Source organism: Pseudomonas sp. KCJK9016, assembly GCF_046231795.1.
GTDB lineage: Bacteria > Pseudomonadota > Gammaproteobacteria > Pseudomonadales > Pseudomonadaceae > Aquipseudomonas > Aquipseudomonas bananamidigenes.
Genome location: NZ_JBJJMM010000014.1, coordinates 51,861 through 71,009, shown reverse-complemented (window position 1 = coordinate 71,009; position 19,149 = coordinate 51,861). Strand labels below are relative to the sequence as shown.

The following is a 19,149-nucleotide window of genomic DNA, read 5'->3' as shown; positions in this document are numbered from 1 at the left end:
AATTAAAGAACCGTCTCGCGGTATAACGCACGCCCCACGCCTGATTCTTTTGGCGTGGGGCGTTTTTTTGTGGGTGGGTGATAAACAAATGGCGAGATCGCGGGTTGCACTGAACCCTGACAAACGGCACAGGTCGATTAGCTTGTATGGCTCAGTCGAGCCAGCCCCCAATCAGGAGCTGCCCCATGGACTTCATCCGCATCATCATCGCCATTATCTTGCCGCCGCTGGGCGTGTTTCTGCAGGTCGGGTTCGGCGGCGCGTTCTGGCTGAATATCCTGCTGACGCTGTGTGGCTATATCCCCGGGATCGTGCATGCGGTGTACATCATCGCCAAGCGCTGAGTTTCAATCCGACAGGCCCATCACTCGCCGATAGAAACGCCACTCCTGCTCCAGCGCGTGGGCCTGGTTCGCGGCCCGGCGAAAGCCGTGGCGTTCGTCGGCGTAGTAATGCGCTTCGACCTCAATGCCGTTGTGCTCCAGGGCCGCGACCATGTCGCGGGTCTGTTGCGGCACGACGACCGCGTCCAGTTCTCCCTGAAAGAAAATCACCGGCACGCGAATGTTGTTTGCATGCAGTAACGGCGTGCGTGCGGCGTAGCAGTCGGCATCTTTCTCCGGATCACCAATCAGCCAGTCCAGATAGTCGCCTTCGAACTTGTGAGTCGCCCGGCCCAGAGCCACCGGATCGCTGACGCCATACAGGCTGGCGCCGGCACGAAACACCCGATGGAACGCCAAGGCGCACAGCGTCGTGTAGCCACCGGCACTGCCGCCTCGAATGAATGCACGCTCGCCGTCGATCATGCCGCGATCGTTCAGGTAAGCCACCACCGCGCACGCATCCTCGACATCCACCGCGCCCCAGCTCAGATGCAGCGCTTGCCGATACTCCCGACCATAACCGCTGCTGCCCCGGTAGTTGAGATCCGCAACAGCGAAGCCGCGCTGCGTCCAGTACTGGATACGCGGGTCGAGCATCGGGTAGCAGGCCGATGTCGGGCCACCGTGGATGAACACCACCAGCGGCGGTTTCGCATCGCTGCTCGTGGCTGGATAAAAGAAACCGTGCGCCTCGCCCGAGCCGCTGGGATAACGCAGGGTTTGCGGTCGGCTGATGCGTTCGGCGGGCAGCGGCGCGACACCGCCGGCCAGCACTGTTGCTTCACGGGATTGGCGATCGATGGCGAGCACCGCTGAAGGGCTGACCGGTGAGGCGGCGATGCAGTAAACGAACCGATCATCGACTGCCAGATGACGAAAGCGACTGTAGTCCCCGGTGAAGTCATCACCGTTGAAAGCCAGACGACCGAAACCGCCTTCGCTCCAACTCGCCAAAAAGCCTTCGTCGACGGGCAGCCAGGTGCAGCCACCGAGTTGCCAAGGGGCTGGCGCGTGATCGGCTGCGGCACAGGGCAACGGTTGCAACCCGTCTGCAGACTCAATCCACGGCTGCCAATAGCCGCCACGGTCGGTCAGGCAGCCCAGTCGGCTATTGGCATCGAAGCGAGGTTGTTGGATCGATTCTTCAAGCGTTTCTCCGGCCACGCAACGTGGGGCAGACAATCCATTATCTGTGCGCTCGGCGAGCATCAAACGGGTGGACGTCCACGGCTGGTGCGGGCGGCTCCACTCGATCCACGCCAGGCGCTGACCGTCCGGGCTGATGATCGGCGATGCGTAAAAATCCGCGCCTTCAACCAGCATATGGCGGATACCGGTCGCCAGATCGATGGCCACCAGCCGATGGCGATCACCGTTCTCTTCAACGGCCAGCACATGACCGTTGAAAAAATTCAGATCGCCATATCGGCACTCGCCCGACGTCAGAATCTCGGGCTCTCCATCCAAAGTCTGGCGATACAGCTGTTGATCCGCCTCGTTGACGAAAACCACTCCGCCGGGCGTCAGACAAAATGCCCCTCCACCATATTCGTACACTCGGCTGCGCACGCTGAAACCCGCAGGCGTCAGACATTTCGCCTCGCCGTCGCGCCACTGCCAGATCCGGCACGCGGCATCGGCGGGACGGTATTCATTCCAGAACAAACCGTTGGCGCCGAGCTGCAATTCGGCGAAATCCACACCGGCAGCAACGGCGGCAGTGGCGCTGAAAGGTTCAGCCTTTGGCGATGAGGCGCGAGTTTCGTTCATTGCGAAAGGCCAGTTGTTCGATGGTCTGGGTGGCGTGCTCGGCTTCTTCGCGGGCCTTGAGGATCACGCCGTGATGTTCGGATTTGCTGCACACCGGGTCGGCATTGCTGGCATCGCCGGTGAGCATGAACGCCTGGCAGCGGCAGCCGCCGAAGTCCTGTTCTTTCTCGTCGCAGGAACGGCACGGCTCGGGCATCCAGTCATAACCGCGAAAGCGGTTGAAGCCGAACGAGTCGTACCAGATGTGCTGCATGCTGTGGTCGCGCACATTGGGAAATTGTACCGGCAGCTGTCGGGCGCCATGACAAGGCAGGGCTGTGCCGTCCGGCGTGACCGTCAGAAACAGACTGCCCCAGCCGTTCATGCAGGCTTTCGGTCGCTCTTCGTAATAGTCCGGGGTAACGAAAATCAGCTTGCATGGATGCCCCTCGGCTTCCAGTTTGGCGCGGTATTCGTTGGTGATGCGTTCGGCGCGGACCAGTTGCTCCTTGGTCGGCAACAGACCGACACGATTGAGCTGCGCCCAGCCATAGAACTGGCAGGTAGCAAGTTCGACGAAATCCGCTTCCAGAGCGATGCACAGTTCGATGATGCGGTCGATCCTGTCGATGTTGTGCCGATGGGTGACGAAGTTCAGCACCATCGGATAGCCGTGGGCCTTCACGGCGCGAGCCATTTCCAGTTTCTGCGCGAAGGCTTTTTTCGAGCCGGCGAGCAGGTTGTTCACTTGCTCGTCGCTGGCCTGGAAACTGATCTGGATGTGGTCGAGACCGGCCTTCTTGAAGTCGCTGATCTTCTGCTCGGTCAGGCCGATGCCGGAGGTAATCAGGTTGGTGTAAAAGCCCAGCTGACGCGCTTCACGGATCAGTTCGGCGAGATCCTGACGCACCAGCGGTTCACCCCCGGAAAAGCCCAGTTGTGCCGCACCCATCTCCCGGGCTTCGCGGAACACCTTGATCCACTGCTCGGTGCTCAGTTCTTTGCCCTGCTCGGCGAAATCCAGTGGATTGGAACAATACGGGCATTGCAGCGGGCAGCGGTAGGTCAGCTCGGCGAGCAGCCACAGCGGCAGGCCGATTTCCGGTTTGGCCGGGACTTGCACCGATGACTCAGGCAAGTTCGATCCAGTGCTGCGCACGGGCAACCTCCATGAATTGCTCGATGTCGTCACCGAGCTCGGGGACGCCGGGGAACTGTCTGTCGAGTTCGGCGATGATCGCCGCGACATCCCGCTCACCGTCGATCAGGCCGCCGATCAGCGCGGCACTTTCGTTGAGCTTGATCATGCCTTCCGGGTACAGCAGCACATGGCCTTTCTGGGCCGGTTCGTACTGGAAGCGGTAGCCGGGACGCCAGCGCGGGGTCTTGCTGCGGTCGAAACTCATAAGGCGATTCCTTTATGCCAGACCCGTTGATCGGTGACGCTGTGATACGGCGGGCGGTTCAGTTCGTAGGCCATGCTCATGGCGTCGAGCATGCTCCAAAGAATGTCCAGTTTGAACTGGAGAATTTCCAGCATGCGCTCCTGGCCTTCGCGGGTTTTGTAGTGTTCGAGCGTGATCGCCAGACCGTGCTCGACATCACGCCGCGCCTGACCCAGGCGAGTGCGGAAGTACTCGTAACCGGTCGGGTCGATCCACGGGTAATGCTGCGGCCAGCTGTCGAGGCGCGACTGGTGGATCTGTGGCGCGAACAGCTCGGTCAGCGAGCTGCTGGCGGCTTCCTGCCAATTGGCGCGGCGGGCGAAGTTGACGTAGGCGTCCACGGCGAAACGCACGCCGGGCAATACCAGTTCCTGGGAGCGCAGTTGATCCGGATCGAGGCCGACGGCCTGGCCAAGACGCAGCCAGGCCTCGATGCCGCCGTCTTCGCCGGGGGCGCCGTCGTGGTCGAGCAGGCGCTGGATCCACTCGCGGCGGATCTCGCGATCCGGGCAATTGGCGAGGATCGCCGCGTCTTTCAGAGGAATGTTCACCTGGTAGTAGAAGCGGTTGGCAACCCAGCCCTGAATCTGCTCGCGGGTGGCCCGGCCTTCATACATCGCCACGTGGTACGGGTGATGTATGTGGTAATAGGCGCCCTTGGCGCGCAGGGCCGCTTCGAATTCGGCGGGGGACAGCGGGGTGTCGGTCATTGCGGTTCTCCGGGCCATTCGTTACAGGACGATGCTCATGCCGTCATACGCCACTTCTACATTGCGCCGAACCAGTTCTGCGCGCTCAGGCGAGTCTTCGTCGAGAATCGGGTTGGTGTTGTTGATGTGGATAAGCACCTTGCGCTGCTCGGGAAGCTGTTCCAGCACTTCGAGCATGCCACCGGGGCCATTTTGCGCGAGGTGGCCCATTTCACGACCGGTGCGGGTGCCGACGCCACGGCGCTGCATTTCATCATCGTCCCACAGCGTGCCGTCCACCAGCACGCAGTCGCTGCCGGCCATGATGTCCAGCAGCGGTGCGTCGACCTTGCCCAGGCCTGGGGCATAGAACAGTTTGCCGCCAGTGCCGAGGTCTTCGACGATCAGACCGATGTTGTCGCCCGGATGCGGATCGAAGCGGTGCGGCGAGTAGGGTGGAGCGGCGCTGCGCAACGGCAGCGGGGTGAAGCGCAGGTTCGGGCAGGCGGCGACGGTGAAGCTCTGATCGAGTTCGATGCGGTTCCAGTCCAGCCCGCCGTTCCAGTGCTTGAGCATGGTGAACAGCGGGAAACCGGTGCTCAGGTCCTCATGAACCATGTCCGTGCACCAGACCTGATGCGGGCAGCCTTCGCGCAGGCTGAGCAGGCCGGTGGTGTGGTCAATCTGGCTGTCCATCAGGATGATCGCGCTGATGCCGGTATCACGCAGGGCCCGGCCCGGCTGCATCGGGGCGAAGCTCTGGAGTTGCGCACGGATGTCCGGCGAGGCATTGCACAGCACCCAGTTCACGCCGTCATCGGAAAGGGCGATGGACGATTGGGTACGGGCCCGGGCATTCAGGCTGCCGTCGCGAAAACCGGCGCAATTGACGCAGTTGCAGTTCCACTGCGGAAAACCGCCACCGGCGGCCGAACCCAGAATCTGGACGAACATGAACGCTCCATCATTTCAACGCGGAAAATAAAACGCCCCGGCGAGCCGAGGCGTTGCACTGCAATGTTCTGCTTGAGGCAGAACTCAGCGGCTGGCGAAGTACATGGTGACTTCGAAGCCGATGCGCAGGTCGGTGTAAGCAGGTTTGGTCCAGGCCATCGGGTGACTCCTTCTTCAGGTGGGTGAGATAGCGCTATCCATAGGTATAGTCCACGGCAGCGCCGAGATGTTCCAAATAGTTAGGTTGCTATGTTACTCAAAATTTCAAAGGGATTGCCCGTGAATCTTTGAGAAAGCTCCTTGCAGCCCCGGTAATGATCATTGTGTCGCTTGCCATGGCGCGCCCGGCGCAGGGTCACTGGACAGGCCGTGCCAGCCACCCTCGGCGCGGATCAGGCGTTGTGCAGCGGCCAGTAATGCCGGGCGATCCAGTTGAGCGATGGCCTTGACCAATCGCGGCAGATAATCCGACGAGTGGCCGGCAAGCCGGGCCTGCCACAGGTATTCGGCTGCCTCTTTGCCGGACAGGACGCTTTCATCGAATTGATCGGCAAGCGTCTGGCGTTGCATGGCAAGGGCGGCATCATCGAGTCGTTCGATAATGGCCGGCAAGCCGTAGAAGAACTGCTCGATGTGCTGGAGCAATTGTGCGGCGGTGACAGTGGGTGATTGCACGCCGAACAACAGCCCGGTCTGTCCATGAATCTGACGCAAGCCGCTGAAAACGGCATACCCCAGTTGCAGTTCGACTCGCAGGCGTTGGTAGAACGGAGTCTGGCAAAAGTGGGCGAGCAGGCGCCACGCGGCTTCGTCGTCTATTTCGTGGCTGGCGGCCGGGCAGAACAGCAGCAAGGCATGTTCGCTGGAATCGCTGGCGATCCGGGTCCATCGGTATCCGGTGCCGATGGCCGATGGAACAGCGCTTTGATCGCTCGCAGTCCCGGGGATGCGACTCAGCGCCAGGCCCATGGCAGACTGGATCTGCGGGGTGAGGCCCAGCGCCAGACCGTCCCATCGGGAAGTTGTCCACAGGTGTGCCGCATCGTCGGACGTTTCGGTGGTAACCAGTAAATGTACCGCAAGTGCCTTGAGCAGTTGCCGAATCGGCATCAATGGCACTTGCGGCTCACATGGCGCGCCATTGTCGTCAGGTTGTTTCAGATGTTTCAGCGCGTGCTCCAGAACGCCGGGCAGTATTTCCTGCAGGCCGTTCAACTTGAGTTGCCACTGGTTACCTGTAGTGCTGAGCGACAACTCGACCCCGGCCTGACGTGCGTCTTCAGAGACGTCCCGCAGACTGCGCTGCAATTTCGCTTGCAGGTCGACCGTGGCCGCCGCTTCAGTCTGCCAGCGCACATACACTGCGCCTTCGCCATTGTTGTCCGACAGCGCCTGGCTGAATTGCATCGGCGAGCGTTCACGGCGACTGCGCGAGCGGTCTTGAGCAAATGTGCGCAAACCGCGGTGAGCGCTGGTCTGGCCACGGATCAGGCCGGCATTGGCCAGCGGTTCGGCCGTGCGCAGGAATGGATTGGCGGCAGGCAGATGCCAGTGGCGGCTGAAGTTATCCACAGTGCCGATTTTGCCAAGAATCTCTTTGAGCGCCGCAACGGCGGAATCGGACAGGCCGCTTTCGAGTTGCTCACTGTCGAGCCGCGCCAGTTGCAGTGCGCCGCTGACTTGCTGTCGGCGTAGATGCAGTGCCGAATATTCCTCACGCAATGTCGACCAGTCCTGTTGCGCGGCGAAGAAACTCAGCCAGTCCAGGCATTGCGCGCGAATGAGGTCGAAGGAACCGGCAACTGCGGTGAGCTGAAGATGCAGCAATGCTTGCCCTGCGAACTGGTACTGCACGCAGGCGTGCAAGTTGTCTGCAAGCCCTTGCTGCCGCAAATGAGCGAGCAATCCGCCGGGCTTGGCGCTGTTCAGCCAGTGGCAGAGGAACCCCAGCGCCTCGGCGGACGACGCCGGCAAGCCTTCCAATGCAAACAGCAGATTGCCGCGCCGCTCGCCGACCTGTTGATAACTTGCCTGGGGGGTGTCCATCAAACGAACGGGGGTTGTCTGTTCGGTTTTATCCCCAGGTGTCAACGTGGCGGCGAACTGCTCGGCCAGGGCTCTCAGTTCTTCGATGCTCTGCGGTCCGGCCAGGCTCAGGATCATCTGTCCGGTGCGGTAAAACCGGTGATGGAAATCTTTCAGTGCCCGCTGAAATTCCGCCTGGTCTACCGGCAGGCTGTCGCGGTTCCCGGCATGAAAGCCACGCAACGGATGCGCTGCTGACAATCCTTCGAACAGAGCTTCTTTCTGTTGTGCGGCAGCGTCCTGGGACCATGCGACGAACTCCGCCTGCAACACTTCCCGTTCCCGCAACTGTTCCTCCGTGTTCATGCGAGGACGAGTGAGCATGTCTGACAGACGCTCCAGCCCACCGCTGAAGGTTGCCGGCGGCAACTCAAAAAAGAAGTCGGTTGTGCGCTCGCGAGTGCTGGCATTCACCTGGCCGCCATGCGATTGCACGTAAGCCATCAATCCTTGGCCGGCAGGAAAACGCTCGGTGCCGAGAAACAGCAAATGCTCAAGGAAATGCGCCAGCCCCGGCCACGCCAATGGCACGTCATGGCTGCCAGCAGCCACCCGCAGCGCCGCGGCGCTGCGTTTCAGGCCGGGCACATGACGCAGGTTCACGCGCAAGCCGTTGGCCAGGGTTTCAGTGTGAGGGCGAGGGTGAGTCGGCGCAGGCATGGGCACTTCCAGAACGGTGAGGTGCCCATGCTAGCGGATTAGCGCTTTATGAGCGCGTCGTAAAGTTCGGGACGGCGGTCGTTGAAGTAGCGGTTGGCATTGCGCGAATCGACCATCAACTGGCGATCCAACTCACCGACGATCAAGGCTTCGTCCAGTCCGGCCTGAGCGATACGACTGCCATCCGGCGCGGCTATGCTGCTTTGCCCGCAATAATGGATGTCGCCCTCCTGGCCGCAATAGTTGGCGTAAGCCACGTAGCACTGGTTTTCGAAGGCGCGGGATCGCACCGAGACGTCGGCAATGAAATCGAAAGGAATCATGTTCGCCGTCGGCACCAGAATCAGCTCGGCGCCTTCGAGGGCCAGGCGCCGCGCGTTTTCCGGGAACTCCAGGTCGTAGCAAATCAGGAAGCCGAGCTTCCAGCCGTTGAGCTCGACGATGGGAAACTCGCCATCGCCGGGGCTGAACATCGAGCGGTCGAGATCGCCGAACAGATGCGTCTTTCGGTAATTGCACAAGCGCTCACCGTTCGAATCGATCAACTGCACGGCGTTGTAGATCTGCCCTTCAGCGGTGCGCTCGGGGTAGCCGTAAAGGATCGCCAGCCCGGCCGCCTTGGCGATCCGTCCGACTTGCTGAGCCCACTCTCCGTTGTAGACCTCGGCCAATGTCGCGACCGCTTCTTTGCCGATGTTGTAGCCGGTCAGAAACATCTCCGGTACCACCAGCAGGTCGGCACCTTTGGCCTCCATCGCCAGTTGATGCAGGCGCTGGAGATTGTTGGCCGGTTCCAGTGGCAGCGGTGGGCATTGGTAAAGGGCTACGCGCATCGGGGATTCCTCTTATTCAGGCAGGGCGATCGGGCCGATGTCGTTGAACACATCACCCGGGCCGGGGTTCTCTTTATGAGTGGACCCGCCGAAGTGCTTCATGATTCCCCACACCGCGTTGAGCGAGGTCTGTACCGCGCCTTCGACCCAGGCGGGCGTCCACGACACGTCGTCGCCGGCGATGAAAATCCCGCGCTGCTCCGGCGGCATGTCGTCCTGCATGAAGTGTGCGTACATGCGCTGGTTGTAGCGGTAATGGCCGGGCAGGGCACCTTTGAATGCACCGAGGAAATGCGGATCCGCTTCCCAGGATACGGTGATCGGATCGCCGATGATTCGCGCGGCGATGTCGACTTTCGGGTAGATCTTCTTCAATGCATCCAGCGCCAGTTTCACGCGTTTTTCCACCGGGTGCGGGAGCATTTTCAGTGCATCGCTCATCCACGAATACGACAGGCAGATCACGCCCGGCTTGTCGTCGCCGTTGTCGAACAGGTAGGTGCCGCGGGTCAGGCGATCGGTGAGGGTCATGCTCATCAGGTCGCGACCGGTTTCCGGGTCCTTGTCCTTCCAGAACGGGCGGTCGACCATCACGAAAGTCTTCGACGATTGCATGTAGCGCGTGCGGTCCAGCGCCATCCACATCTTCTGCGAGAACAGGGTCTCGTCGCATTCGATCTGGGTGGTCAGCAGCCAGCTCTGGCAAGTGGTCAGTACGGCAGCGTATTCGCGGGTGTCGCCATTGTTGTCGGTGACTGCGAAACGTCCGCCAGGCGCGTGGGCGATTTTCTTCACCCCGGAGCGCGGCGCACCGTGGTGCAAGGATTTCAGGCTGGTGCCCTGCGGCCAGTGAACGCAGCGTTCCGGCGCATGACGCCAGATGCCCTGCGGCACTTGCTCCACACCGCCGACCACCAAGTGCTGGTGATCGTCGCAGTTGGTCATCACCACGCGGAAGATTTCCAGCATCGAGTTGGGGAAGTCCGAGTCCCAGCCGCCGGTGCCGAAACCGACCTGACCGAACACTTCGCGGTGATGGAACGACAGTTTGGCGAAGGCTTTCGACGTGGCGACGAAGTCGTAGAAGGTGCGGTCGTCCCATAGCGGCACCAGAGTGTTCCACAGTTCCTTGAGTCGTGGCACATCGCGGTCGCGGATGGCTTGCTGGATATCGGCGAACTGCGAGCCCGCCTCCAGAGCATCGGCCCAGGCGTCAGCCACTTCCTGGAACAGTGCAGGAAGATCCTTCAGGCTCTGTGCGTAATGGGTTTTGCCTTCCAGGTCGATCACGGTGCTGCCGGAAGCCGGGGTCAGCGGGTTGGGGAAGGGCCTGGTTTCCAGACCGAGTTTGTCGACGTAATGATAAAACGCGGTGGAAGACACCGGGAAACGCATGCCGCCGAGTTCTGCGACGATGCCGTCGGTGCCGTTGAAGGCCTGCGAGCGCAAGCGGCCTCCGAGCTTCGAAGCCTCATAAACGACCGGCTTCAAACCGAGTTTCATCAACTCGTAAGCCGCCACCAGACCGGCGATGCCGGCACCGACGATCGCCACTTCGGCGCCGTGGTTGTGCTCGGGAATGCTGCCCAGGCCGGCTGGATGTTCGATCCAGTCGTCGAAGGCGAACGGAAAGTCCGGGCCGAAAATGGTGATCGGTTTTTTACCGTCTGCAGGATGGCGATTGTTCTTGTTCATGGCTGACCTTGCTGGCGACCCGACGCTGGAGGCGCGTCTGAGTATAGGAAAAGATGCCAGCCATTCTAGGGAGCGTGGAACACGTTAATAAGACGCAAAGTGTCGTCGTTTTGAGCGTTGGCGCATCAATTTGACGACCCTCTTGGTCAGACTGGATGCCCGCGATCGATTTTGCTGCTGAGGATGATCGAGGTCGTGGTCTTGTCCACACCGTCTACGCTGCCGATCTGATCCAGCAATTGATCCAACTGTTCCGGCGAGTCGGTTCGCAGCCACGCCACATAATCGAATTCGCCGCTTACCGCACACAGTTGCTGCACTTGGGCCATCGCACTCAAGCGTCGCAATACTTCTTTGCCGGAGCGCGGTTGTACCTTGATCCCGACGTAGGCCTGCAACCCGCCATCCACGACACGTTGACCCAGACGAACGCCGTAGCCGGTGATGACTTTGGTTTTCTCCAGGCGCGCCAGCCGTGAGGTCACCGTGGTGCGGGCAATCCCCAATTGCCTGGCCAGCATTGCCACGCTTTCGCGAGCGTTGATTTGCAGGGCTGCGATCAGCTGGCGGTCGATTTCATCGAGCACGGGTGGGCGGATGTCGGGCAAGAGACTTCTCCACGCAGATACGAAAAAGCCGCACACAGGTGCGGCTTTTTTCATGTTTGGTGGGCCCACACGGACTCGAACCGTGGACCAAAGGATTATGAGTCCTCTGCTCTAACCAACTGAGCTATAGGCCCTCAGTAGGTCGCGGATTATAACGACGGTTTCTCGGCTGTGCTATCCGAAAAATCTGATACGGCTATGCGAAGAAACGTTGCGGCGAATTCCTCTGGCGGCAACGGCAGACTGACGATGTAGCCCTGGATCTGTTCGCAGCCTTCGGCGGCGAGGAATTGCTGCTGGGCCCGGGTTTCCACGCCTTCGGCAATCACGGTGAATTGCATGCTGCGGCCCAGGGCGATGATGGCGCGCACAATCGCTGCGTCGTGGGGGTCGTCGGGCAGACCCCGGACAAAGGACTGGTCGATCTTGAGGATGTCCAGCGGCAGGCGTTTGAGGTAACTCAGCGAGGAATAGCCGGTGCCGAAGTCGTCGATGGCCAGCTGTACGCCGAGGTGTTTGAGTTGGTGCAGCACCGCCAGCGCCTCTTCGGCCTGGCTCATGATGAAGTTTTCGGTAATTTCCAGTTGCAGCAAGTCCGGTTTCAGGCGGTTGTCCTTGAGTAACTGTTCGATGCGCCCCAACAAGTTCGGCTGGCGCAGTTGTGCGCCGGCGAGGTTCACCGACAGCGGTCCCAGGGATTCGTAAATCTGGTTCCACTCGAACATCTGCCGGCAGGCGGTTTCCAGCACCCAGTCGCCGATCTGCAGAATCATGCCGTTTTCTTCGGCCAGCGGGATGAAATGTTCCGGCGGAACTTCGCCGAAGTTCGGATGACGCCAGCGGATCAGGGCTTCGGCACCGACCAGGCGGTGATCGTCGAGGCTGATTTTCGGCTGGTAGTAGAGGTACAACTCTTCGCGCTCGATGGCACGGCGCAGCTCATGTTCCAGCGCCACCCGTTCGCTGGCCTGGGCGGTGAGGTCGCGGGTGTAGCTCTCGACGCGGTTGCGGCCCTTGGCCTTGGAGCGATACATGGCCGCGTCGGCGTTCTTGATCAGTGTGGCGACGTCGCAGCCGTCGCGGGGATAGAGGCTGGTGCCGATGCTGGCGCTGATAAAAAACTCGTGCTCGCCGGCCTGGAACGGTGCGCCAAAGCAGTTCAGCAACTTGGAGGCGATATTGTCGGCATCACCGGCCTGTTGCAGGCCTGGCAGGAGGATGATGAATTCATCGCCTCCCAGCCGCGCCACCGTGTCGATATCGCGAAGCTGCTCCTTCAAGCGCACGGCAATGCCCTTAAGCAACAGGTCGCCGACCGGATGGCCGAGACTGTCGTTGATGTGTTTGAAACGGTCGAGATCGAGGAACAGCACGGCACCCAGACCACCATTTTCCTGCTGACTGTTCAATGCTGTCAGCAGGCGGCTTTCGAACAGCGTGCGGTTGGGCAGGCCGGTCAGCGGGTCGTGGTGGGCCTGGTAGTCGAGTTTCGCCTGGGCGTGCTTGAGGCTGGAAATATCGGCAAACACCGCGACAAAGTGAGTGATGAGCCTGTCGCGATTGCGCACGGCGCTGATGGTCAGCCAGCTGGGGTACAACTCGCCATTCTTGCGCCGGTTGGAAATTTCGCCTTGCCAGTGGCCTTCGTCGGTCAATTGATGCCACATCGCCGCATAGAACGCGCTGTCATGCAGTCCGGAGGCGAGCAGGCGCGGGGTATGGCCGAGCGCCTCACTTTCGCTGTAGCCGGTGATTTCAGTGAATGCGCGATTCACGGCGCTGATGTGCTGTTGAGTATCGGTGATCAATACGCCTTCGGCGGTACTTTCGAACACCGTTGCGGCCTGTTGCAGTTTTTCCTGCATCAGGTGGCGTTCGGTGATGTCCCGGGCGATGGTCAGCATGCAATCGTCATCACCGATCGGCAGCGGACGGCTGGAGACTTCACAGAGACGGATCTGCCCGTCGCTGCGGCGAATATGACAGGTGAAGTCACGAACGAAACCGTCACGGTGCAACAGATCGAGCATCTGCTTGCGCTCGTTGAGGTTGACCCAGATTCCCAGGTCCAGTGCCGAGCGGTCCACCGACATCGCACTGTTGAAGCCGGTGATACGGCTGAAACCTTCATTGACTTCCAGTAACAGGCCATCGCTCTGACGCGAGAGCAACAGGCCGTCCGGCGATGCGTGGAAGGCTTTGGCGAACTTTTCTTCGGAGGTTTGCAGCAGCTGTTGGGTTTCCTTGAGCTGGGTGATGTCGCGAACCACAACGACCAGTGCAGGTGTGGTGTCGAGCTCGAAGGGCTCGGCGGAAATCAATCCGGTGAACACTTGCCCGTTGCTGCGGCGAAAGGGCATCTCCAGATTGCGAATGCTGCCCGCCTGCAGCCGTTGCAGCAGGCCGGGGCCAACGCCGGGGATGCCCCAGATGTTGAGTTCGGTGGCGGTCTGACCGATGACGTCTGCCGCCTTGAGCCCGATCTGCTCTTCAAATGCTTCGTTGACCTCCAGCAGGCAGCCATCGGACAGGCGCGCGATGACCAGAATGTCCGGACACTGCTGGAAAACCGAGGCGAATTTCTGTTCGGACAGGCGCAGGGCTTCTTCGGTGCGCTTGGTTTCGCTGATATCGATCATCAGGCCGCGCATGACCGGTTCGTGACCGTGCTCGATCAGGCTGACAATGTCCCGCACCCACAGGCAGCGACCGTCGGCGGTGATCACCCGATAATCCAGGCTGTGGTCCCGCCCGGCAAGTACCTCGTGATCGCAGAAACTCTGCGCACGGGTGAGGTCTGCCGGGTGAATGATGTTGCGCCAGAACCCAGGAATCAGCCAGTGAGACAGCGGATAGCCGAGCAAGTCCTCGGCATGGGGCGACACGTAGCTGTAGGTGAAATCACTGATCCGCGCTTCCCAGGCAATCGCCGACAGACTCTCCACCAGGCCACGATAGTGATATTCGCTGCTGCGCAGTTCCTGTTCGAGGTCGATGCGCCGGGCGATTTCCGAGCTCAGACGGCGGTTGATACGGATGACCATCGCCAGAACGATGATCAGAAACAGCAGGCCAGGCAGCCCGTAGATCAAAAGATCGGACCAGAATGTCCGATGATCGAGAACGTTGCCTACCCAATGCTCCTGAATGCTGCTGATTTGCTCCGGGGGCATGTCGGCCAGGACTTTATCCAGAATGCCCACCAGCATTTTGCTTTCCCGAGGCACCCCCATCGCCAGTTGATAGCGATAAGGGGTTTCGCCGCTGACATACAGACCATCGAGCTTGAGCTGGCGCAGGCTCCAGACACTGGAGGCCAGATCGCCGACCACCGCGTCCACTTCGTCGGTGGCCAAGGCCTGCAGCGCCGAACTCACATTGGGCATGGCGACCAGATTCAGATCGGGATGATGGGTGCGCAGCAATTCATGGGGTGCATAGTTTTCGACAACGGCGATCTTCAGCCCGTAGAGGTCATCGATCTTGCGGGGTTGCGGGCCGCCGACGTGGGCGAGGATGACGATCGGAAAATCCAGGTAAGGACGGGTGAAGGCCAGATAACTCTGGCGCTCCGGGGTCGACATGATGCCGGGCAACAGATCGATCGTGCCGTTTTTGGCCTGCTCGAGCACGGCTGTCCAGCTCGAGGGTTCGATTGGCGTAAGTTTGATGGCCAGGCGCTGGCGGATCACATCGATATAGTCTGCGGCCAGGCCCTGATAGCGGTTCTGGTCATCGCGAAACTCGAAAGGTGGCCACGATGCATCTACACCGAGGCGCAAGTCCGGGTGAGCCGCCAGCCAGCTACGTTCTTCGTCGGTCAGAGTCAGCGCGTCAGCCGTTGCGGTCCAGATCATCAGTGACAGCAAAAAAAGCACGGACGCCAGTCTGGGCATAACGGTCTCGTTATGGCACGGGGGAATGCTTCGAGTGTAGACGGGCTGTGCGCAAGGGAAGGCAGTGCGAGGTATTTAATCTGCCCTTGAAAACAAAACCCCCGGCCTGGGCCGGGGGTTCTGGGATCACTCGTCGAGGAACGAACGCAGGTGTTCGCTTCGCGTCGGGTGGCGCAGCTTGCGCAGCGCCTTGGCTTCGATCTGACGGATCCGCTCACGGGTCACGTCAAACTGTTTGCCGACTTCTTCGAGCGTATGGTCGGTGTTCATGTCGATACCGAAACGCATGCGCAGTACCTTGGCTTCACGGGCTGTGAGGCCGGACAGTACTTCGCGGGTCGCTTCCTTCAGGCTCTCGACAGTGGCGACATCGATTGGCGACTGCATGGTCGAGTCTTCGATGAAGTCACCCAGATGAGAGTCTTCGTCATCACCGATCGGGGTTTCCATGGAGATCGGCTCTTTGGCGATCTTCAATACCTTGCGGATCTTGTCCTCAGGCATTTCCATGCGCTCACCCAGCTCTTCCGGGGTCGGTTCACGACCCATTTCCTGCAACATCTGCCGGGAAATGCGGTTGAGCTTGTTGATTGTCTCGATCATGTGCACCGGAATACGGATGGTGCGAGCCTGGTCGGCGATCGAGCGAGTGATCGCCTGACGGATCCACCAGGTGGCGTAAGTCGAGAACTTGTAACCACGACGGTATTCGAACTTGTCCACTGCCTTCATCAGACCGATGTTGCCTTCCTGGATCAGGTCGAGGAATTGCAGGCCACGGTTGGTGTACTTCTTGGCGATGGAGATCACCAGGCGCAGGTTCGCTTCAACCATCTCTTTCTTCGCGCGGCGGGCTTTTGCCTCACCGATCGACATGCGACGGTTGATGTCCTTGATCTCGGCGATGGTCAGACCGGTTTCGGTTTCCAGCGCGATCAGCTTCTGCTGGCAACGGATGATGTCCGGCTGTACGCGGCCAATGGCCTCGGCGTACTTGCTCTTGCCTTTGGCCAGGGCGTCGGACCAGCTTTCGTCGACTTCATTGCCCGGGAACTGGCGCAGGAAATCGGCCCGCGGCATGCGTGCATCACGTACGCACAGCTGCATGATCGCACGCTCTTGCTGACGCAGACGATCCAGGGCGCTGCGAACGCGCTCGACCAGGGCTTCGAATTGCTTGGGCACCAGCTTGATCGGCATGAACAGATCAGCCAGAACCAACAGCTCGGCAATCGCCGCCTTGTTGTGACGACCGTGCTTTTTCAGGGCCTTGCGAGTGATTTCCATCTGCTCGGCCACGGCGCCGAAACGCTGCGCGGCAATAACAGGATCCGGACCGCTTTCGGCTTCTTCTTCGTCATCCGACGATTCGGCGTCATCGTCCTCGGAATCGTCGTCCGCTTTTTCGGTTTTCGCATCGATAGGCGGAGGGACTTCGGCAGCGGGTGGCGTAGTACCGTCGTCCGGGTCAATGTAACCGCTCAGAACGTCGGACAGGCGACCGCCTTCGCTGGTGACCCGATCGTATTCGGAGAGAATATGGTCAACCGTGCCGGGAAAGTGCGCGATTGCACTCATCACTTCGCGGATGCCCTCTTCGATACGCTTGGCGATTTCGATTTCGCCTTCACGAGTCAGAAGCTCGACCGTACCCATTTCACGCATGTACATGCGCACCGGGTCTGTGGTGCGACCGATATCGGTCTCCACCGCGGCCAACGCAGCGGCGGCTTCTTCCGCAGCGGCCTCGTCGGTATCGGCGTCGGCCAACATAAGGGCGTCCGCATCCGGAGCACTCTCGTGTACGGGGATCCCCATGTCGTTAATCATGCGGATGATGTCTTCCACCTGCTCCGGATCTGAAATATCCTCGGGCAGGTGGTCGTTGACCTCGGCGTAAGTCAGATACTTCTGCTCACGACCCAGTTTGATCAACTCAATAATACGAGACTGCTGTTGCGCTTTTCCGGACATAACACCCTATCCACTGAAGGTCTTGGCGGGCAAAAAACAAGCCGAGGATTATACCTGAGCTATGACCTCACGCGCCAGTTGAGGTCGGGTTTGATGCAGGAGCATCACGTTTGAGCAGGTCGAGCAGCAAATATTTTTCTTCGGTGCTCAGATCGCTTTGACGTGATTTCCTGAGAAGTTGTTCCAGCTTTCGCTCACGCTGGCGGGCTGACAAGCTGGTTATGGTGTCGAAAAACTGTTGTTCAAGGTTTTCTCCGTTGATCAACCACTCCTTTTCTGCCAGGCGGGTCAGCAATCGGCCTTGTTCGGTACCATGCCATCGCGAGATCAACTGAAAAGAGTTTAGCTGAGGATTCTTTTGTACGGCTTCCAGTGAGGCTACCAGCAGCTGGGTATTGGTATTGTCTTCGTCCGCGAAATGACTGGCGGTCTCGACTTTCAGGGCCAGTTGCGGGTGATGGATCACCGTCCGCAGGGCGGCCATGATCGGTGGCTCGACGGGAGCCGGCACTCTTGGGGCATGCGATTGATCGCGATCTGTGCCGCGCTTGCCGTTCTTGTCCCAGGGTTTCTTGTCCCATTTCTTGCCGCCGGCCCCCGGCTTCTTCGGCGTCCATTCCTGCTGCGGCACGTACATCTCCTGTGCCTGCGGCTGATGGTAGTCGCTGTAGTCCGGCATGGCGTCGTAATCGATGCCCGGGTCGTAGGCAGGTGGCGCTTCCTGTGGTGCGCTCTGGGCCAGTTGACTGACGGTCTCGCTGCTCAGACCGGTAATTTCGGTCAGACGCTGGCGCATCAGGATCCGCAGATTGGCTCCTGGCACCTTGTCGATCAGCGGTGCGGCGAGGGTGGCCATGTGTGCCTTGCCTTCGAGCGAGCGCGGATCGGCTTCTTCGGTCAGTTGCTGGAAGAAGTAGTCTGCCAGTGGTTGCGCGTGCTGATTGATCCGGGCGAGAAAGGCGTCGGTGCCTTCGGCGCGGATCAGGGTGTCCGGGTCTTCGCCTTCGGGCAGGAACAGAAAGCGTGCCCGACGGCCGTCCTGCAGACTGCTCAGCGTCGCCTCGAGCGCGCGCCATGCGGCGTTACGACCGGCCTGGTCGCCGTCGAAGCAGAACAGCACGTTCGGTACGACGCGAAAAAGACGCTTGAGGTGTTCCTCGCTGGTGGCTGTACCCAGTGTCGCAACGGCGTTGCGCAAGCCTTGCTGGGCCAGGGCAATGACGTCCATGTAGCCCTCGACGACGATGATTTCGTCGAGGTTGCGGTTGTTCTTGCGGGCCTCATAAAGACCGTAGAGCTCCTGGCCTTTATGAAATACCGGGGTTTCCGGCGAGTTCAGGTATTTCGGCTTGTCATCGCCGAGAACTCGGCCGCCGAACGCAATGATGCGTCCCCGGGTGTCGCGGATAGGGAACATCACGCGATCGCGGAAGCGGTCATAGCGCTTGCCGGTTTCTGCGTTCTCGATCAGCAGACCGGCATCGATCATGGCTTTCTGCTGCAGGGTGTCGCTGCTCAGGTGCTTGAACAGATTGTCCCAGCCCGGTGGGGCGAAGCCGAGGCCAAAGTCCCGGGCAATCTCACCGGTCAGACCGCGGCTCTTGAGGTAATCCACAGCTGCCTTGCGTGCCGGATGGCTTTTGAGTGCCTGACGGTAAAAATCGGCGGCAGCGGACAGCAGAGGATAGAGTGGCGAATCGGTCGGCTGTCGTGGTTTGTGCGAGCGGCTGCCTTCTTCGCGGGGGACTTCCATGCCGGCGGCTTTGGCCAGGTCCTCGACGGCCTGGGGGAAGTCCAGGTTGTCGTGGTCCATGAGAAAGCCGAGCGCGTTGCCACCGGCGCCGCATCCGAAGCAGTAATAGAACTGCTTGTCGGGGCTCACGCTGAATGACGGGGTTTTCTCTTTGTGGAACGGGCAGCAGGCGGTGTAGTTCTTGCCGGCCTTCTTCAGTTGCACGCGCGAGCTGACCACGTCGACGATGTCGGTGCGGTTCAGCAGGTCGTCAATGAAGCTCTGGGGAATCAGCCCGGCCATAGCGTTCTCGTCGTCTGCGCGGTAAAGGGTTCGATGCGAAGGGCGACCTGACGCGGGTCATGCCTGAAAGCGCACAATGGGTGCGGCTCGACCGGTGTCGTCTGCGCATTTGCTATCGGGAAGTGTATCTGCCGAAAAGC

The 19,149-nt window shown here is 60.3% G+C and carries 14 protein-coding genes and 1 tRNA gene; 1 reads left to right on the top strand and 14 read right to left on the bottom strand.

Annotated elements, in window-relative coordinates:
- The first annotated feature begins 185 nt into the window (after positions 1–185).
- Entirely contained in the window at positions 186–344 is a 159-nt protein-coding gene (locus ACK6BI_RS15560; RefSeq protein WP_065259115.1) for a YqaE/Pmp3 family membrane protein, read from the top strand.
- Positions 345–347: 3 nt separating this feature from the next.
- Here the strand turns inward: ACK6BI_RS15560 and ACK6BI_RS15555 are convergent, their stop codons facing one another.
- The 14 genes from ACK6BI_RS15555 to dnaG form a co-directional block, all read right to left on the bottom strand.
- Complete coding sequence (locus ACK6BI_RS15555; protein ID WP_409317756.1) at positions 348–2,156, bottom strand: prolyl oligopeptidase family serine peptidase; 1,809 nt, start codon at positions 2,154–2,156, stop codon at positions 348–350.
- The gene (pqqE, locus tag ACK6BI_RS15550) at positions 2,122–3,258 is read right to left on the bottom strand and encodes a pyrroloquinoline quinone biosynthesis protein PqqE (RefSeq protein WP_409317813.1); all 1,137 of its coding nucleotides are present in this window, start codon (positions 3,256–3,258) and stop codon (positions 2,122–2,124) included. The genes ACK6BI_RS15555 and pqqE overlap by 35 nt, the downstream gene beginning before the upstream one ends.
- A 7-nt stretch (positions 3,259–3,265) precedes the next feature.
- Entirely contained in the window at positions 3,266–3,541 is a 276-nt protein-coding gene (pqqD, locus tag ACK6BI_RS15545) for a pyrroloquinoline quinone biosynthesis peptide chaperone PqqD (RefSeq protein ID WP_409317755.1), read from the bottom strand.
- Entirely contained in the window at positions 3,538–4,290 is a 753-nt protein-coding gene (gene pqqC, locus ACK6BI_RS15540) for a pyrroloquinoline-quinone synthase PqqC (protein ID WP_409317754.1), read from the bottom strand. Before pqqC ends, pqqD begins: the two co-directional genes overlap by 4 nt.
- A gap of 21 nt (positions 4,291–4,311) precedes the next feature.
- On the bottom strand, positions 4,312–5,223 hold the full coding sequence (gene pqqB, locus ACK6BI_RS15535) for a pyrroloquinoline quinone biosynthesis protein PqqB (protein WP_409317753.1): 912 nt from the start codon (positions 5,221–5,223) through the stop codon (positions 4,312–4,314).
- An 84-nt stretch (positions 5,224–5,307) separates the two neighbouring features.
- Positions 5,308–5,382: a pyrroloquinoline quinone precursor peptide PqqA gene (gene pqqA, locus ACK6BI_RS15530; protein WP_003444522.1), complete on the bottom strand. Its 75-nt coding sequence runs from the start codon at positions 5,380–5,382 to the stop codon at positions 5,308–5,310.
- 159 nt (positions 5,383–5,541) lie between these two features.
- Complete coding sequence (gene pqqF, locus ACK6BI_RS15525; protein ID WP_409317752.1) at positions 5,542–7,968, bottom strand: pyrroloquinoline quinone biosynthesis protein PqqF; 2,427 nt, start codon at positions 7,966–7,968, stop codon at positions 5,542–5,544.
- Positions 7,969–8,006: 38 nt separating this feature from the next.
- Positions 8,007–8,801: a carbon-nitrogen hydrolase family protein gene (locus ACK6BI_RS15520; RefSeq protein WP_409317751.1), complete on the bottom strand. Its 795-nt coding sequence runs from the start codon at positions 8,799–8,801 to the stop codon at positions 8,007–8,009.
- A 12-nt stretch (positions 8,802–8,813) separates the two neighbouring features.
- Complete coding sequence (locus ACK6BI_RS15515; RefSeq protein WP_409317750.1) at positions 8,814–10,496, bottom strand: flavin monoamine oxidase family protein; 1,683 nt, start codon at positions 10,494–10,496, stop codon at positions 8,814–8,816.
- 146 nt (positions 10,497–10,642) lie between these two features.
- The gene (locus ACK6BI_RS15510; RefSeq protein WP_409317749.1) at positions 10,643–11,104 is read right to left on the bottom strand and encodes an Lrp/AsnC family transcriptional regulator; all 462 of its coding nucleotides are present in this window, start codon (positions 11,102–11,104) and stop codon (positions 10,643–10,645) included.
- Between the two features lie 57 nt (positions 11,105–11,161).
- Positions 11,162–11,238, bottom strand: a tRNA-Ile gene (locus ACK6BI_RS15505).
- Between the two features lie 15 nt (positions 11,239–11,253).
- Positions 11,254–15,000, bottom strand: a complete 3,747-nt coding sequence (locus tag ACK6BI_RS15500; protein WP_409317748.1) for a bifunctional diguanylate cyclase/phosphodiesterase — start codon at positions 14,998–15,000, stop codon at positions 11,254–11,256.
- A 126-nt stretch (positions 15,001–15,126) separates the two neighbouring features.
- On the bottom strand, positions 15,127–16,974 hold the full coding sequence (gene rpoD, locus ACK6BI_RS15495; protein WP_409317747.1) for an RNA polymerase sigma factor RpoD: 1,848 nt from the start codon (positions 16,972–16,974) through the stop codon (positions 15,127–15,129).
- A 67-nt stretch (positions 16,975–17,041) separates the two neighbouring features.
- On the bottom strand, positions 17,042–19,009 hold the full coding sequence (gene dnaG / locus ACK6BI_RS15490) for a DNA primase (protein ID WP_409317746.1): 1,968 nt from the start codon (positions 19,007–19,009) through the stop codon (positions 17,042–17,044).
- Between the last annotated feature and the right edge of the window lie 140 nt (positions 19,010–19,149).

What these genes read in the sequence shown, in the direction of transcription:
- ACK6BI_RS15560 (WP_065259115.1), top strand. Translation starts at nt 186, where the DNA reads ATGGACTTCATCCGCATCATCATCGCCATTATCTTGCCGCCGCTGGGC.
- ACK6BI_RS15555 (WP_409317756.1), bottom strand. Translation starts at nt 2,156, where the DNA reads ATGAACGAAACTCGCGCCTCATCGCCAAAGGCTGAACCTTTCAGCGCC.
- pqqD (WP_409317755.1), bottom strand. Translation starts at nt 3,541, where the DNA reads ATGAGTTTCGACCGCAGCAAGACCCCGCGCTGGCGTCCCGGCTACCGC.
- pqqC (WP_409317754.1), bottom strand. Translation starts at nt 4,290, where the DNA reads ATGACCGACACCCCGCTGTCCCCCGCCGAATTCGAAGCGGCCCTGCGC.
- pqqB (WP_409317753.1), bottom strand. Translation starts at nt 5,223, where the DNA reads ATGTTCGTCCAGATTCTGGGTTCGGCCGCCGGTGGCGGTTTTCCGCAG.
- pqqF (WP_409317752.1), bottom strand. Translation starts at nt 7,968, where the DNA reads ATGCCTGCGCCGACTCACCCTCGCCCTCACACTGAAACCCTGGCCAAC.
- ACK6BI_RS15520 (WP_409317751.1), bottom strand. Translation starts at nt 8,801, where the DNA reads ATGCGCGTAGCCCTTTACCAATGCCCACCGCTGCCACTGGAACCGGCC.
- ACK6BI_RS15515 (WP_409317750.1), bottom strand. Translation starts at nt 10,496, where the DNA reads ATGAACAAGAACAATCGCCATCCTGCAGACGGTAAAAAACCGATCACC.
- ACK6BI_RS15500 (WP_409317748.1), bottom strand. Translation starts at nt 15,000, where the DNA reads ATGCCCAGACTGGCGTCCGTGCTTTTTTTGCTGTCACTGATGATCTGG.
- rpoD (WP_409317747.1), bottom strand. Translation starts at nt 16,974, where the DNA reads ATGTCCGGAAAAGCGCAACAGCAGTCTCGTATTATTGAGTTGATCAAA.
- dnaG (WP_409317746.1), bottom strand. Translation starts at nt 19,009, where the DNA reads ATGGCCGGGCTGATTCCCCAGAGCTTCATTGACGACCTGCTGAACCGC.